Genomic DNA, 16,032 nt, shown 5'->3' with positions numbered 1-16,032 from the left:
AATTTGATTTATGCTATTTATTGCAAATGGTGCGATTGACCCTTCAAGTTTAATTCAGTATTTCATTTCTCTTCTCATGCTCACGCTCTTCTTTTTTCTTTCGAGAAACGAGAGAAAAAGAAGACAGGAGCTTAAAAAAATGCCTGAAGAGCCTGAGGAAGCTTGGGATGATCTAGATGAAGAAGAGGATGAAGATGAAGATTTTTGGGAAGAGGAAGAGAGAGTAAAACCTCTGGCTCAAGTAGTGCCCTTAAAACAGTCTGCGTTTCTAAAAAGACCTCCTTTGCAAAGCAAAATAGAGAGCCGAAAATTTGAGACTTCGATTGAAGAGAGAAAGATAAAAAACGAATTAGAAGCTCTTTATGGAGCTTCTAATTGGTCGGATATAGAAAAACCCTACAGGGAACGGGGAGGGGAAAAGAAAACACGCGGCAGCGAAGCTTTAAAATCCTTGAATCACTTAACAGATTATATTGTTGCAAGCGAAGTCATCGGAAAGCCAAGAGGGCTTGATCCTTATGAAAAATGAAAAGGAAGGGTATCTCGAAATCTTATCTATCATTGAAAATGCGGCCATAAAGTGTCATAGAGATCCAAAAGAAGTTAAAATTGTCGCCGTTTCCAAAACCTACCCATGGAAAGAAGTCTCATTTTGCTATGAGGAAGGGTGCCGCTTATTTGGCGAAAGCCGCGTTCAAGAAGCCCTTGTAAAACAAGAAGAAGCTCCCAAAGATATTGAATGGCATTTTATTGGAACTTTGCAGAAAAATAAAGTTCGAAAAATCATTAATAAGTTTTCTTTACTCCACTCTGTAAACTCTCTTGAGCTTGCCGAAAAAATATCCGAGGTTAGCCTTGAAGAGAATACCGTGACAAAAATTTTACTTCAAATTAATACCTCTTATGAGCCGACAAAACATGGATTTTTAACCGAGCAATTTGAGTCATTTATTTCAAAAATTGTCTTGTTAAAGGGGGTTGAGGTTCAAGGTCTTATGACCATGGCTCCTTTAACCAAGGATGAAAAAACCATCCGTTCTTGTTTTCAAAATCTAAGAAAGATCCAAACTAAATTTTCAAGCAAAGATTTACCGTTAAAGGAACTTTCTATGGGGATGAGTGAAGATTATAAAATTGCTATAGAAGAAGGGGCCACTCTTTTACGTTTAGGTACAATTTTATTTGGAAAAAGAAATTACCAAGGAAATATAATTATTAAATAGTGTATAACCTTATGATTTTATTAATTAATAAGGTTATTTATGCAAGGTTCCGACTCTTTATCTAATTCAGTCAAACAGCCCCTGTTTAATTTTTTAGAGGCAAGATTTAGAAGAGATAATTCTGAGAGTTCTGAAAATAGTAGGCTTTCCCAAAGATCGCCTGATACCGAAGTGAATCTCCATAAAAGAAAATTTAAGTCAGTACCGACTTCTCAAAGATTCAAGAAAAGCCGCTCCACTCCTTATATAGATTTCAATGAGTCCTCCTATTCGTTTAAAGAGAAAGTGGATGAAAGATTTTATCCGCTTTTCAGCAAATTATTAGTATTGCAAACTCAAACCAATAAAACTGACTTTTTTTGCAAAAAAATCTCTAATTTACTTGAACACTACGAGTCCTTTAATGAAACTTTTGATACAAGTTCCGAATGTTTTTCAAATGTTTTTCATTTAGCATTGCCCATTCTCTTACATCGGAACTTGCTGATTCGAAATGGTAGTTTAAAGGATGCCGACATCGTTTCACGATTTAAAAAAATCTTTCCGGATAAATCACCTCTTTCGATTCAATCAGCTCTAGATAATAAGGGCGACTTTATTCGCGAGGGTAAAAGTTATCAAGTAATTGTTCTAGATTATGTGGGGTGCAGAGTTGAAAAGGCAGTCGGCTTTATTTTCCACTCGATCTCTAAAGAAAAAGCGAAAATTCTTTGCCTTGAGGTGACCCAAGGATATGCAGGGAATGATCTTGGCACCTTTCTTTTAGAGTCTGCTCTCAACCGCATCAGAAATGCAGGAGTTCAAAAGGTCTATACAAAAAAATACGAAAGCGCTCTTATTTTTTTCCAAAGAAATGGATTTAAGGAAACTCCGTCTTCCCTAGAATTAGATTTAGAAACTAAAAAAAATTCTGAAAGTAGAATTCGAATGAAACTTTTAAGATCTGACCGCTCAGCGCTTGAAAGAAATCTAATCAAGATGAAGGTGCCAAGATCTTTATGGGATAACGTAAAGCTTTCTCTTTTAAGATCGGGCTCATTAGACCATCGAATCTTATCTATAAGCCCGAATTTTTCGGTTCTTTTCGACCGTTCATCCTCAATAAGTAAAGCTTATCTTTTTTCTACTGAAAATATAATAGCGCATGGAGCTGAAAGGGATATTTTCAAAGGGTACGATTTGAGCAGAGAAAAAATAAGGGTCATGAAAAAAGCGGTATCGGATAGAGAAGTTGAAATCATGACCTCGCTAAAGAAAGAAAAAACGGTAGAATCCTTAAAAGCAGTTATTCCCTTGGGTAATACAGAGGGAAACCTATTGGTAACAACACACTATAGCGGGTCATTAGGAACTTTTGTTCTTTCAAATCCAATCGGTAAACCAAAAGAGTTGCTGAAGATCGCCTTTCAATTATTTGAGACCTTAAGAATCTTTCATTCAAATCGTTTTATAGACAACGAGAAAGGGGAACTCCCCAATTTTCACGGAGACATCCACCCTTTTAACATCCTATTTAAAAAGACAAAAGCTGGAAAAGTCAAGTTTGTCTTAAGTGATTTTGGAACCTCAAACTGCCTGGAATTGATAGGGGGTACGACTCCCTGGAGGTCACCTGCCCATGAGCGGTATTACTATGAAATTGAATCCGTAAAATATTCAGATAAAGAAATCTATGAAACTATTAGAGGCAGCGATGTCTGGGGTCTTGCTTTGTCTTTTGCTACCTTAATTTCGCCAAATAAAAGGGATATTCCCTTAAATTCTGTAAATTCAATTTTTGAAAAAGTTAAAAAAGGATTAGCGGATAAAGTTGATAAGAATGAGGTAGACCAAGAAATTCAAGTAGAGATCGATGATGAGATCGCTTTTTTTATGCGTTTGGAGGAAAATCCATCTATCGTAGAGCTTTGGAAGGTGATTCATCAGTGCTTGCAAGTTAAGGCTGAAAATCAGATCACTGCCGAGTCAGCAAGTTTAGCAATAAAAGCGATACTCTTAAAAATGAAGGCTTAAGTTAAGGCGATTTGATTGACCTAAAAGTCTTTTTTTGCTTAAATTAGATAAATATTTTTTGATTTCAGGTGTCATGCGTTTATTTTCTTATTTTTCACAAAACGTTTTATTTACAATAGCGGTTATTGCCGGGGTTCTTTCGGGATATTTTCAAAATCCCACTTTGATTTCAGGGGCCGAGTCTGTTTCGCATATTTTTATAAGTCTCTTAAAGTTAGTGAGTCTTCCCATCATTTTCCTCTCTTTAGTCTCTACGGCTTCCAGCATGGAAAATGTGGAAGAGTTAAAAGTAATGGGGCGGCTTGTTTCTAAATATACGATATTGACAACACTAATTGCAGCCCTTTCAGCCCTTGGTTTATTCATTCTCATCAATCCCGTTTTAACGACCCCTCTTCAAGGCAATGCGGACCCTCATCTTGAAAGCACCAGCTACTTTGCCTATCTTTTAAAAGTGATTCCATCAAATGCAGTCCAGCCTTTTTTAGAAAACAATGTTATTGGCGTTCTGATTTTAGCTTTACTATTAAGCCTTGCAATTCTGACACTCCCAGATGAAAATAAAAAAACCTTAAGCCTTTTCTTTAAAAGCTGCTTTGCGGCTGTCATGAAAATTACTCAGTGGGTCGTAAAGGGAATGCCTATAGCGATTTGGGCTTTTCTTGTGCTTTTCTTTAGGGATCTTAATCTAGGCCTTGAAGTTGCATCCCTCGGGCTTTATTTGACGGTTGTCATCTCAGCTAACTTATTTCAGGCTTTTATTGTTTTGCCTTTAATTTTAAAAGCTAAAGGGATTTCTCCTATTAGGACTGCCAAAGCGATGATGCCGGCTCTCTCGCTTGCCTTCTTTAGCAAGTCTTCAAGCGCAGCCCTTCCCTTAGCTTGTAATTGCGCGGAAGTCAGGCTTCGGATTCCAAGGAAAATCGCTTCCTTTAGCTTGCCCTTATGCACAACCATTAACATGAATGGATGCGCCGCTTTTATTTTATCCACAGTTCTTTTTGTTTCTATGAGCAGCGGTGTTCAGTACAGCATGCTAGAAATGTTAGGATGGGCGTTTGTTGCAACTATTGCTGCGATTGGCAACGCCGGAGTCCCTATGGGCTGCTATTTTCTTTCAGGCGCTATTTTAGCTTCTATGAATGTACCTCTTTATCTTTTAGGTGCAATCCTTCCTTTCTATAGCTTGATTGATATGCTGGAGAGCGCGATTAATGTTTGGTCTGATTCTTGTGTGACAGCGCTTGTTGAAAAAGATGTTCTTAAACAAGGCATTGTTATGGCAACACCTTCTGAAGCAACTGCTGAAGTAGCGGTCTAATTTCATTCTTTCGTAGGGAATTTTAAGAATTTTGCATTTTTTAGGGCTAACCTATATGATGCAAAATTCTAAAGAAGAGCTTTTTTTCTTCTCCTGGGGGAGAATCGAAGAGTTTTTCCTTGTTTTTTAGTGTTTTCCAAAAGATGATATTTTTTCCACTCATTTTAAATTTTTAGAGATTGAAGGGACTTAAAGAATGGAACCTCGCTCATCGAAAGAACGATATAAAATGGATTCTGAGCTTCAAAAGAAATTGATGCAAAGTCTTGGGAAAGATCGTCTTATTGATTCTTTAAAGAAGATGCTTCTCATCAGGAATTTTGAAATTAGAGCAGAATCCGCTTATCAGCAAGGGTTTATCGGCGGTTTTTTTCACTCTTACATGGGCCAGGAAGCCATACAGACAGCAGCTGTTGCCGCCATGGGAAAAGAAAATTGGTGGGCTACCTCCTATCGCTGCCATGCGCTAGCCCTTCTACTTGGAGCAACCCCCGATGAAATCATGGCCGAACTTTATGGCCGAGCGAATGGTAATGCCAAAGGCCGCGGCGGTTCGATGCACCTTTATACCGATAGGCTGCTCGGCGGCTTTGGAATAGTCGGAGGGCAAATACCTATTGCAACAGGCGCCGGATTTACTATCAAATATGAAGAAAAAAAAGAAGCCTCCATCTGCTTTTTAGGAGACGGCGCTGTAGCTCAAGGTTCTTTCCACGAATCCCTAAATTTAGCCTCTCTTTGGAAGCTGCCTTGTATTTTTGTTATCGAGAATAATATTTGGGGCATGGGCACTCATATTTCAAGAGCCATCTCGGTCCCTCGTTTAGCTGAAGATAAAGCCGCAAGTTTCGGGATGGAAGGCTTTACACTAAACGGCATGGATTTTTTTGAGTGCTACGAGGCATTTTCTACGATTTATCAAAATGTTTTAAAAACATCCAAGCCTGTTCTTATTGAAGTCATCACAGAGAGATTTCGAGGCCATTCCATCTCAGATCCCGGCTTATACCGATCCAAAGAGGATCTTAAAGTCTGCATGGAAAGAGACCCGATTTTGATGTTTAGAGACCTTCTTGAAGAAAATGGGATCCTGACAGAAGACCATTATAAAGAATTAGATCATGAGGCTAAAGAGATTGCGAAATCTGCTATGAAATATGCAGAAGAGAGTCCTTGGCCAAGTCCAATAACTCTTGAAGAAGATGTTTTTAAGGAAAATTAGGCGGGTTCTATGGCTCTTATAGAAATGAGAGAAGCGATTCGACAAGCAATCGATGAAGAAATGGAGCGTGATTCCAAAGTATTTGTAATGGGAGAAGAAGTCGCTGAATATAATGGAGCTTACAAAGTTACAAAAGGGCTGCTAGAAAAATGGGGTCCTAAAAGAATCATAGACACCCCTATCTCGGAGCTTGGCTTTGCAGGCCTTGGCATAGGCGCTGCCATGACGGGGCTTCGACCTATTGTTGAATTCATGAGCTTTAACTTTTCTTTTGTTGCTGCCGATCAAATTATTTCAAATGCTGCCAAAATGTATTATATGTCAGGCAATCGTTATTCAGTTCCCATTGTTTTTAGGGGGCCGAATGGGGCCGCAGCCCAAGTGTCAAGCCAACACTCCCACTGCGTTGAAGCCATCTATGGAAATCTTCCGGGCTTGAAAATAGCGGCTCCAAGCAATGCTTACGATGCAAAAGGTCTTTTAAAAACAGCTATCCGTGATGACAATCCGGTTCTATTTTTAGAGTCAGAGCTAGATTATGGAATTAAAGGGGAAGTTCCGGAAGGGGAGTATCTCATACCCTTTGGCAAAGCAAGGATTGACACGGTTGGCACTGATGCGACCCTCATTTCCCATAGCCACATGATGCAATTTTGTAAAGAGGCCGTTAGGGAACTTGCCAAAAGCGGAATTAAAGTTGAGTTAATTGATTTAAGAACCATAAGACCGCTTGATATATCCACAATCCTTGGCTCCATCAGAAAAACCAATCGGGCCGTTATTGTTGAAGAAGGGCATTATTTTTCAGGCATTGCCTCAGAGGTCGCTTTCCAAATCATGGAAATGGGATTTGACTATCTGGATGCTCCTATAAAGCGTGTCTGTCAAAAAGATACCCCGATGCCTTATTCCAAAGAACTAGAGAAAAATACTTTGCCAAATGTTTCTCGTATTATATCCGCAATTCGCCAAGTTGTAGGACAGAACCCCTAAATCGAAAAAGGACTTCCCATGCCCTTCACATTTAAGCTTCCTAAATTATCGCCCACTATGGATGAAGGAACTATTGCCAAATGGCATAAAAATGAAGGCGATTTTGTCGAAGAGGGGGATTTATTGATGGAGGTTGCAACCGACAAAGCAACGGTTGAATATAATGCTCTCGACCCCGGTTTTTTAAGAAAAATACTTATTCAAGAAGGACAAGAAGCCGCTGTCAATGAACCTATTGCTATCTTTACAGAAAAAAAGGATGAAAGCATAGAAGGCTATGTTCCTGAGGGAAAAAAGCCAGCTCAAAAAGAAAAAGAGCTTCAAGAATCAAGCGGAGAGCCTGAAGCTGCAAAAGAGAAAGAACCCAAGCGATCCGAGGTGTCTTTCAATCAGCCTCGTTTTGAACCTGTTCCTCCCTTAGAAAAAGCAAGTCCTTCAGAAGCAAGACGAGAAGGCAGAATTAAAGCATCCCCTCTTGCAAAAAAAGTGGCAGAGGAAAAAAATCTTGATTTAGCAACGGTTAAAGGAACCGGGCCCGGAGGCAGAATTGTTCAAAAGGATCTTAACTTAGCTTCTAAAAAAAGCGAATTTAGTTTAGAGCCAAAAGAACTTCCGGACATTCCTCCTGGCTCTTACGAAGAGCTTCCCCTAACTCCGATGAGAAAAACCATTGGTAGAAGGCTTCAAGAAGCTAAAACGTTTATTCCGCATTTCTATGTCCAGCAGGAAGTGGTTTCAGATAGGCTTGTGGACTTTAGAGAGCAGCTTAGAGAAGTAGACATGACTGTTTCTTTAAATGACTGTGTCGTTAAGGCTGTGGCCTTAGCTTTGAAAAAGCACCCTGCTGTGAATACAGGTTTTAATAATGTCACGAATTCCATTATTCAATATAAAACAATTGATATATCAGTAGCAGTAAGCACACCCGGCGGCTTAATAACACCCATCATTCGATTTGCCGACTATAAGAATTTGCGTCAAATTTCGGCCGAAATTCACGATCTTGCAAAACGAGCTCGCGCGCAGAAACTAGAAGAAGCTGAGTATAAGGGAGGCTCATTTACTGTCTCAAATCTTGGCATGTATGGGGTTTCAGAGTTTCAGGCGATTATCAATCCGCCTCAATCAGCAATTTTAGCGGTAAGCGGCATTTTAGATCGCCCCATTGTCAAGAAAGGGGTGATTCAGCCGGGCAAAATCATGCGTATTTCACTTTCTGCTGATCATAGAGTCGTAGATGGGGTTTTAGGAGCTGAGTTTGTAAATTCAGTAAAGTTTTACTTGGAAAACCCTGTTTGTCTTCTTATGTCCTAAGAAAATACAGCCTCTTTTCTAATTATTGTTAAGAGGCTTATTTTTTTTTCGCAAGACTTCAGAAAGAACTCTTCTTAAAACATATTTTCGAACAATCAGAGATTCTTTTTTTAATCCTTGCGCCTCAAGCTCACTGTTTGTTTTTTCTATATGGGTTAGAGCTTCTTTTTCATCCATTTGAGTTGAGATGAAAGCAAAAATACAGGAGTAGTCTCTTGTCAGCTGAGGGTATTCTTTAATGAATTTTTCTCTTAGTTTTTCAAGAAATACAGGGTTGTTTTTTAAAAAAGTCAATTCTTCCTTGAATTTCCTTTCTACAATAACCCTTATTTTATGAGGAAAAAGGTTGCGGGCGAATAGGCGTGTTAAGACCTTTCGTTTAAAATTTTCTAGATAGGGAGGCTGGGATAGAGACCCCATTGGAAGCTCTAAAACCCGAACCCTAAAAAATCGGGCAATGGCACCCTCATCAAATGAGAGTTCAAGTTTTGAAATTTCTTTGATGTGTTCAAGTCTTTCCTTTAGCGATTGGATGAGTAAACAGATTTTTCTAACTTCTTCAATTTGAGCGAAATAAAACCCAACCGCCAGGCAGTTCCAGTTTTTTCTTACAAGCCTAACATTTAGTAATTCTGAAAAACTACAAAATTGGGCTATTTGTAAATAAATCTCTATGGGAACCATAACAAAGCTAAACTATATTTTATTTTTAAAATACTATTTTTCTGATTTTAATTAAAAATAAATCTTAATGATTTCTTATTATAAGTTTAACTTTTTTTTAATCTCAACCCTATAGAATCACTTGGAAAATAGAAAAAGTATTAACTATTCAAAAATTTGGAGCCCTAAATGCAATATATGAACCCAACTCACGGCGAACCTGCCCTTTTTGCAAGCTATGAAGTTAAACCGGCTCCTCTTCCAAAACGAAATTTTTCAACCCATTTTGAAAATTACATTCAATCCTCTGCAAAGCTTGCAAAGCAGATTCTAGAGCCAAAGGAATATGGGGCTGATCAAGACGGCCGCCGTATGGGTCATGTTCATGTCAATAACTACAATTTTGGCACCCCCTTTGGTTTACTTAGCCCTGCCATCCAAACGGTCCATCATGTTCATCATTATAGAGAGGGACAATACGGAAGAAAAGAAGATGAGGATAAACCAAGCGGCGGGCTTCGCATTCTTGTTGGGTTATGCTCAGCGATTTTTGGAGGTTTTGCAATTTTTCATGTGGGCAGCGCCCTAAATCATTTAGATGAGACCGGCCAAGAGATCGCTTATAATAAAAAATATTCGTCTGATTTATCTTATGTTGAAGCGACAGATTTAACAGGCCAAGCGGGACCCTACGTTGACAATTTAAAAAAGATTGCCGAAAAACGAGACAGCATTTTTTCAAGAATTAAAACCAATGCCGTTTTTAAGTTAGTGCTGACAGCAGCCTTGGTTGCAGCAGCAGCTTTTGCACTTATTGGCGCTATTTTTGCATCTTACCCTTTTATGGGCGCCGGGCTGCTTTTAGGCTTGGCAGCGGGTGGAGTTTTTCTATTCAAACTAGGCTATGGTTGGAATGATAAAAAAGACAGGGAAGATGCTCAAGCGATAAAGCAAGCTGTTGAAAATATCAAAGGTCAAGGCTACTTGGATACGCTTGTTAGAAACTAATTATTAGAAATAGTTTCTTCCAAATCAAGAATTCTTTTTTCATGATCCTTGATTTTTTCAACATAGTCGCCAAGCCGTCTTAAGTGAACTGCCATTTTGTTAAAGTCAAGCACAGGCATCGCCGGAAAACCGCTGCTATAGGAACCTTTTTCCTTAATGGATTTTGAAACCCCTGTTTGCGCGGCTATAATAACGCCATCCCCTAAGCTTACATGGCCAACGACCCCCGATTGTCCGGCGAGAATGACATTGTTTCCGGTTTCTGAAGAACCTGCAATCCCGGACTGAGCCACAAGTAAATTATTTTCACCTATTTTTACACCATGAGCGATCATGACAAGGTTATCAATTTTTGAACCTTTGCCAATCCGTGTGGACTTAAAACGAGCTCTATCAATTGTCGTATTGGCCCCTATTTCAACGTCATCTTCAATCAAAACCGAACCTATTTGATTCAATTTTTCATGATGCCCCTGAGGTGTGGTGGTATACCCAAACCCGCAAGAGCCAATCACAGCCCCCGGCTGTATAATCACTCTATTGCCAATAAAGCAGCCTTCTCGAACCGTAACATTAGCATGTAACTTAGTGTTTTGCCCAATAATTGAGCTTGCACCTATAAAGCAACCGGGACCTATTTCAGAATGATCTCCAATAATGGCTTTGGCATCGATGACAGCGTTAGGTCCAATAATGACATGTTCGCCGATTTTGGCCTCGGGATGAATGACAGCAGTTTTGTGAACGCCTTGAAAACCGCTTTGCATGGGCCGATTTTTCATAATCAGCTCGGCAATCACCTGAAAAGCTTTCGATGGGTTTTCTACAACAAGAAAATTCATGTTCGGTATGGGAGCAAGAGTCGGGGGAACAAAAATCGCCCCGGCCTTTGAAGCGGAAAGAAGCTTTGCGTATTTTGGATTTGCAAGGAAAGAGACATCCGACTCTTCGGCGCTTCCTAAATCAGAAATGCCTTTAATAACAAGCTTTGGATCACCATGAAGAGAGGCTTTTGTCAATGCAGCAATGTCTTCTAAAAGATATTCATCTTTCATGGTGAGGGATGCCCTTTCCTTTTTATTTATGGCTGCTCGTTGCTTAAAGAAGCATCCATTTCATTGATGATCAAGTTTGTGATGTCCAAGCGATTAGCAAAAAAATAGGTGGATTCATCATTAAAAACCATATCTAAATTTTCTCTTTGAGCCACAACTTTTGCTGCTTTATTAGCTTCATCTGTCAATTTTTGTAAAATCTTATAGTTTGCTTGAGTCAAAGTTTGATAAAGCTGCTGCTGTTGCTGGGCAATTTCTTGGCTGATTGTTTTATATTTATGTCTTAATTCAGCTTCCGCTTCTCGGCTTAAGCTTTCTAAATAATCGGCGTCATTTAATTTAGCTGCGACTTCACTAATGTCTTTTTCACGCTGGATCATGATCTGTTCAGCTTGTTTTTTTAGAGATTCGAATGTGGATTGTTCTTGTTTGCCAAGCTTTGATTTTTCAACACATTCTTTAAAATTCAAAACTCCGACACGTTGAAGGGAGCGGTTTTCTGCAGCACTTGCAGTAAACGGAGCGATGCAAAGCAAAGCGAGCGTTAGATAAGTGAAAAAGGCTTTTTTACTTTTTTTCCAATCTTTCATAATAAAACTCCTGTTAGAGAATGCCCCTTAGAGCGCTTCGTTTTTTAAAAAACTTTTAAAGGGCGTATTGTTTTACGCCCCTCTTGTAATGCATCCGAGTTTAAAATTTACCACCGATATTGAAGAAGAATCGTTTAATATCTGTATCATCTCTTGGGTTGATCGGATAGCCGAAGCCAACCATTAAAGGAGGCCCGCTTTCAAACACTTGAAGACGAATACCGCAACCTACGGAAGTCCATGGAACACCAAATGTCCAGGTGTCTGTGGACAAAAAGCCTGCATCGCAGAAAACAAAGGCATCCAATCTTGAGAAGATACGGTGCTGGTATTCATAAGAGAAGAGCTGCATTGAAATACCGCCCTCCGGGTCATCTGATTCTTTGCCGTCTTTATTAGTGTACTTTTCACCCAAGCGGAAGGGACGGTATCCACGGATTTCGTTGTCGCCGCCTAAAAAGATTCTTTCGTCGAGCGGCACATGTCCAAAGTCTGATTCAAAGACCGGTTGGATAAATCGGAAATCAAAACGGATTTTTAAAACGCCTCTTTTGTTTACTTGCCAATAGTAGGTGTTTAAATAGCCGACATTTAAGAATTGAACATCGCCTCCAACGCCTGCAAACTCCCCAAGAAGCCTCGATTTTGTTCCATTAGTTGGCCTAAGAGAGCTATCTGTAGAATCATAAATAAGAGTTCCGCCGACAGCAGAAATTAAGCCGGCATGGTCTGCTTGCTTTTGCAAAGAAGGGGGCACACATCCATGAACATTGACATCCGATTTTCGGATTCTATAGTGAAAACCGGTACGCATAAAAGCATTTAAATCATAAAAGGCATGGAGGTTATAGCCTGCGGCTTGGATCGAATAGTCGTTAGAAATATAACGGGTATAGCTTTTTTCAAAATCGCAACCCACGCTCCAATTGGTATCCATGAAGTGAGGTTTAACATAAGAGAGTTTATAACTTGTGCTTTTGATACCGAACATGGCAGTGAAATTTACAAATTCTCCACCGCCTCTAAAAGCTCTCATCCCGTCATATTTATAATTATAAAAGCCGCCTGAATTAAAATTGCGCTCCGTGAGATTAAAACCTCCAAAGAAATTCTCAACGGTACTGAAACCAAAGAAGGCTCCAAAGTGTCCAGTGGACATCTCTTCTACTTCAATGTGAACATCCCTATAATTATCGCCCAAGCAAGAATCAAAATCCTCGCTTCTTACGGCATAGACGTTCACATTTTTAAAATAGCCGATATTCCTTAAACGCTGTTCTGTTTTAGCAAGTCTCTCGAGGTTAAATATTTCACCCGGAACAAGCAGCGTTTCATGGAGAATGACGCTTGATTGCGTCGAACAGTTTCCAAAAACTTTTATAAGACCCACTCGATACTTTTCACCCTCATCTATTGTGATGTGGATTGAATATACTTCGCAGTCTTCTTCAAGCTTGGTAAGAAAGTTGACGTAGTTGTCTATATACCCTTTTTTACCATATAGATTTGTCAATCTTTCCATGGTGATGCGTAAAGCTTCGGGAGAATAAGTGCTGCCTTTTCTAAAAGCTAGAAGGGATAGAATTTCTTCATCGCAAAAGAGGGTATTGCCTTCTAAAGTAACTTCTCCAAAAGTGTATCTTGGTCCCTTATCTGCTGTAATATCGACGATAATCCGTCCGCCGCAAGAAGGTTCAAAGACATTGATGTCAACTGCGGCATCGGCATAACCTTTATTTTGCAAATAATTCAAGATTACCAATTTATCTTGCTCGATCGCTTCCTCATGGAAAATGCCTTCTCCTGTAAAAAAGGAGAATAGATTGTGCCTTTTAGTAATCATTAAATCAGTGACTTCATCAATTTCATCAGAGGTAAAGCAATGAAACTTAATTTCACTTACCCTTCCTGATCGTCCTTCTTCGATAAAAACTGTCACATCCACTTCATTGCAAGATTCGATATAGCTTGCCGAATAGCTTAACTCAGATTCGTAATAGCCTTGCTGAATGTAGAAAAGTTTTAGTTTATTGAAGGCTTTGTTAAAGGTTTGCCTATCAAAGATGCTGCCGCAAGAGATGGCTAATTCTTTTCTTAAATCAGATTCCCGGACTTTGCAGTTTCCTTGTATTGTGATAGTACGAATACGGGGTTTGGGCCATAGGTGAAGAATTATTGATAGCCTGTCTTCGCATGAAGAAATAATGGGTTCGATGCGATCAAAATCTAGTGAAAGAGCTTTTAGATCCTTATCAAAATCAGCTTGTGAAAACAAAGCGCCTTCTTTCGTTTTCATGCGGCTTCTGGCAAGAGACTCTTGGTATTCAGAGAATAAGCCTCCTCCAATTTGAATTTCAACCCGTTCAATCAGCTGATTTTCATAAATAACAGGAGCTGCAACTAAAGAATTTGTTAAAGTAAATCCCACAAGCGATAGGAATAAAAAAAGAAATGACGAGAGCTTCATGAGCTTCCTATTTCAAAGTTTTCTGTCTTAGGTCTGGTTTTGCAATAAACGCGGAATCGAAATGAAATTCATTATTATTTTATATCCTTTACAGGCTTATGACTTTTTCATTCTAAGATCACGTACGTTTGCTTTAGGTCGTTTTGCCACTTGGCATAATTGTCTTTTGAAGTTTCTTATGCGATCATTCGAAAAACGGCACCTCATCATAGGGAAATCATTACAATTTATGCAAGCTTCTAAAGTTAACTTTAACTTTTGAAGTTATGCAGCTTCAGCCTTCTTTTTTTCTTAAAAGGAATTACGCCTTGAAAAGGCCTGGGAAAGGGTCCCTCCGTCAATATAATTTAAACTGCTTCCCATGGGAAGTCCAAGAGCTAATCTAGAAATTGTAGGAACTAATGATGAAAGTTCCCTTTTTAGAAAAAGGGCTGTCGCATCCCCCTCAATTGTGGGATCAAAGGCTATGACAAGTTCGTCGATTTTTTCATTTTCAAGTCTTGATTTTAAAGAGTTAATCCCAAGCGAGTCCGGGCCTTTGCCTTGAAGCGGGGAGAGAAGCCCGCCAATCACATGATAGCAACCTTTAAAAATACCAATAGATTCGATGGCAATCACATCTCGAATAGAAGCTGTCACACAAAGAAACCCGGAATTTATTCTCTCAGAATCGCAATAAGGGCAAGATCCGTTTCTTTCAAGACAGCCGCAGCGTTTGCAAAGTTTGACCTCTTCTTTAAGGGTATGCAAAAGTTTTGCAAAGAGAGCGAGTTCCTCTTTTTTCCAATCTAAAAGATCAATTGCATAACGCTCGGCAGTTTTGTTTCCGACGCCGGGAAATTTTTTTAATTCCGCCATTAGGGCCAATAAGGCGTCCGGATAAATGGATGATTTAAGAGACAAATTAAACCTCGGCATAAAAAATTAAGAGTATAGCGACTTTACCGACTGCCGTCGATGAAAATTTTATTAAAATATTTCTTTTTGCAATAACTTTTCAAGTGGTTGCAATGGATACAAGAATTTTTAATTCTAGAAGGAACTAAAGATTTGAAACCGCTTTGCATTTTCAGAATCTTATGTTAGACTTTCTTTTGTTTTTAAAAACTTGACGGGTTCTCTTCTTGATTTGGAGAATCTAAAAATAAGGCTTTATTTTAGAGTGAATAATCAGCAAGCGACTATAAAATACATTAGTTCCTTCCTGCCTGAAAGAATCCTTACCAATCATGAGCTTGTAGAAACGGTTGCTACCTCAGATGATTGGATCCAGCAAAGGACAGGAATTAAAGAGAGGCGAATTGCCGAAAACAGCCAAGCGTCCTCTGATTTAGGGATTGCCGCCTGCAAAAAATTACTTCATGAAAATAACCTGGCTCCTTCAGACATTGACCTTATTATTGTTGCCACCATGTCTCCTGACTTCATCGCCCCAAGCACAGCTTCCATTATTCAACATGGAATAGGGGCGGTTAATGCGGCAAGCTTGGATGTCGGGGCGGCTTGCGCAGGCTATATTTATGGACTATCCACTGCTAAAGCCTATATTGAAGCAAATCTTGCAAAGAGAGTTCTTTTTGTCGCGGCAGAAAAAATGTCGAGCCTTGTAAATTATAAAGACCGAGCCACTTGCATTCTTTTTGGAGATGGCGCAAGCGCAGCTTTAATTGAAAAAGGGGGAGAGGGGCTGGCTATTGGTCAAATTGTTTTAGGATCTGATGGCAGTCAAAGCCACTTAATCAAAATTCCAGCCGGCGGCTCAAGGGAGCCTGCGACAAAAGAAACGGTTCTTGCCGATAAGCATTTTTTATCTATGGAAGGCCCGGAAGTTTTTAAACAAGCGATAAGAAAAATGGGCTCCTCTTTAGAGACTTGCTTAAGCCTGGCGAAAGTTAAGCTAGATGATATAACTTATTTCATCCCTCACCAAGCTAATATTCGAATTATCGATGCTCTTGCAAAACAGTTCGGGCTTTCTGATGAGAAAGTTTGGAAAACAGTAGATAAGCATGGAAACACTTCAGCTGCAAGTATTGGCCTTGCCTTAGATGATCTTTTGTCTATACACCCTTTAGAAAGGGGAGATCTTATCGCTTTGACAGGGATCGGCTCCGGTCTTTCATTCGGCTCAATCATCTTAAAAAAAATTTAACTTTTTAGGTA

At 39.4% G+C, this 16,032-nt stretch carries 14 protein-coding genes; 9 read left to right on the top strand and 5 right to left on the bottom strand.

Annotated elements, in window-relative coordinates:
- Positions 1-10: 10 nt before the first annotated feature.
- From CSEC_RS05540 to CSEC_RS05510, 7 genes are all read left to right on the top strand, one after another.
- Complete coding sequence (locus tag CSEC_RS05540) at positions 11-529, top strand: hypothetical protein (protein WP_041017440.1); 519 nt, start codon at positions 11-13, stop codon at positions 527-529.
- Positions 519-1,223, top strand: coding sequence for a YggS family pyridoxal phosphate-dependent enzyme (locus CSEC_RS05535; RefSeq protein ID WP_041017439.1), 705 nt, complete (start codon positions 519-521; stop codon positions 1,221-1,223). The genes CSEC_RS05540 and CSEC_RS05535 overlap by 11 nt, the downstream gene beginning before the upstream one ends.
- Positions 1,224-1,262: 39 nt before the next feature.
- Positions 1,263-3,236 carry a bifunctional GNAT family N-acetyltransferase/serine/threonine-protein kinase gene (locus CSEC_RS05530; protein ID WP_041017438.1) on the top strand — a complete coding sequence of 658 codons (1,974 nt, stop codon included), beginning with the start codon at positions 1,263-1,265 and terminating at the stop codon, positions 3,234-3,236.
- Positions 3,237-3,309: 73 nt separating this feature from the next.
- Positions 3,310-4,557, top strand: a complete 1,248-nt coding sequence (locus tag CSEC_RS05525) for a dicarboxylate/amino acid:cation symporter (RefSeq protein ID WP_053331812.1) — start codon at positions 3,310-3,312, stop codon at positions 4,555-4,557.
- 196 nt (positions 4,558-4,753) lie between these two features.
- Positions 4,754-5,779, top strand: a complete 1,026-nt coding sequence (pdhA, locus tag CSEC_RS05520; protein ID WP_041017437.1) for a pyruvate dehydrogenase (acetyl-transferring) E1 component subunit alpha — start codon at positions 4,754-4,756, stop codon at positions 5,777-5,779.
- Positions 5,780-5,788: 9 nt separating this feature from the next.
- Entirely contained in the window at positions 5,789-6,772 is a 984-nt protein-coding gene (locus tag CSEC_RS05515; RefSeq protein ID WP_041017436.1) for a pyruvate dehydrogenase complex E1 component subunit beta, read from the top strand.
- 18 nt (positions 6,773-6,790) lie between these two features.
- Entirely contained in the window at positions 6,791-8,086 is a 1,296-nt protein-coding gene (locus tag CSEC_RS05510; RefSeq protein ID WP_041017435.1) for a pyruvate dehydrogenase complex dihydrolipoamide acetyltransferase, read from the top strand.
- 18 nt (positions 8,087-8,104) lie between these two features.
- On the opposite strand, the gene CSEC_RS05505 is transcribed toward CSEC_RS05510, so the two are convergent.
- The gene (locus tag CSEC_RS05505) at positions 8,105-8,770 is read right to left on the bottom strand and encodes a hypothetical protein (RefSeq protein ID WP_041017434.1); all 666 of its coding nucleotides are present in this window, start codon (positions 8,768-8,770) and stop codon (positions 8,105-8,107) included.
- A 168-nt stretch (positions 8,771-8,938) separates the two neighbouring features.
- On the opposite strand from CSEC_RS05505, the gene CSEC_RS05500 reads away from it, so the two are divergent.
- Positions 8,939-9,757: a hypothetical protein gene (locus CSEC_RS05500; protein WP_041017433.1), complete on the top strand. Its 819-nt coding sequence runs from the start codon at positions 8,939-8,941 to the stop codon at positions 9,755-9,757.
- On the opposite strand, the gene lpxD is transcribed toward CSEC_RS05500, so the two are convergent.
- From lpxD to recR, 4 genes are all read right to left on the bottom strand, one after another.
- Positions 9,754-10,812, bottom strand: a complete 1,059-nt coding sequence (gene lpxD / locus CSEC_RS05495; protein ID WP_041017432.1) for a UDP-3-O-(3-hydroxymyristoyl)glucosamine N-acyltransferase — start codon at positions 10,810-10,812, stop codon at positions 9,754-9,756. The two genes, CSEC_RS05500 and lpxD, sit on opposite strands and share 4 nt — an antisense overlap.
- A 26-nt stretch (positions 10,813-10,838) precedes the next feature.
- Positions 10,839-11,402, bottom strand: coding sequence for an OmpH/Skp family outer membrane protein (locus CSEC_RS05490; protein ID WP_053331811.1), 564 nt, complete (start codon positions 11,400-11,402; stop codon positions 10,839-10,841).
- Positions 11,403-11,502: 100 nt separating this feature from the next.
- On the bottom strand, positions 11,503-13,869 hold the full coding sequence (gene bamA / locus CSEC_RS05485) for an outer membrane protein assembly factor BamA (RefSeq protein ID WP_053331810.1): 2,367 nt from the start codon (positions 13,867-13,869) through the stop codon (positions 11,503-11,505).
- A 291-nt stretch (positions 13,870-14,160) separates the two neighbouring features.
- A complete protein-coding gene (gene recR, locus CSEC_RS05480) occupies positions 14,161-14,772 on the bottom strand; it encodes a recombination mediator RecR (RefSeq protein WP_237559210.1) in 612 nt (203 codons plus the stop codon).
- A 259-nt stretch (positions 14,773-15,031) separates the two neighbouring features.
- Here recR and CSEC_RS05475 point away from each other — a divergent pair, with 259 nt between their 5' ends.
- Complete coding sequence (locus CSEC_RS05475; RefSeq protein WP_041017542.1) at positions 15,032-16,021, top strand: beta-ketoacyl-ACP synthase III; 990 nt, start codon at positions 15,032-15,034, stop codon at positions 16,019-16,021.
- Positions 16,022-16,032 lie beyond the last annotated feature (11 nt).

The sequence above is a fragment of the Criblamydia sequanensis CRIB-18 genome (genome assembly GCF_000750955.1).
Taxonomy (GTDB): Bacteria; Chlamydiota; Chlamydiia; order Chlamydiales; family Criblamydiaceae; genus Criblamydia; species Criblamydia sequanensis.
The sequence above is the reverse complement of the archived record's forward strand: the minus strand, read 5'-3'. Positions and strand labels throughout refer to the sequence as shown.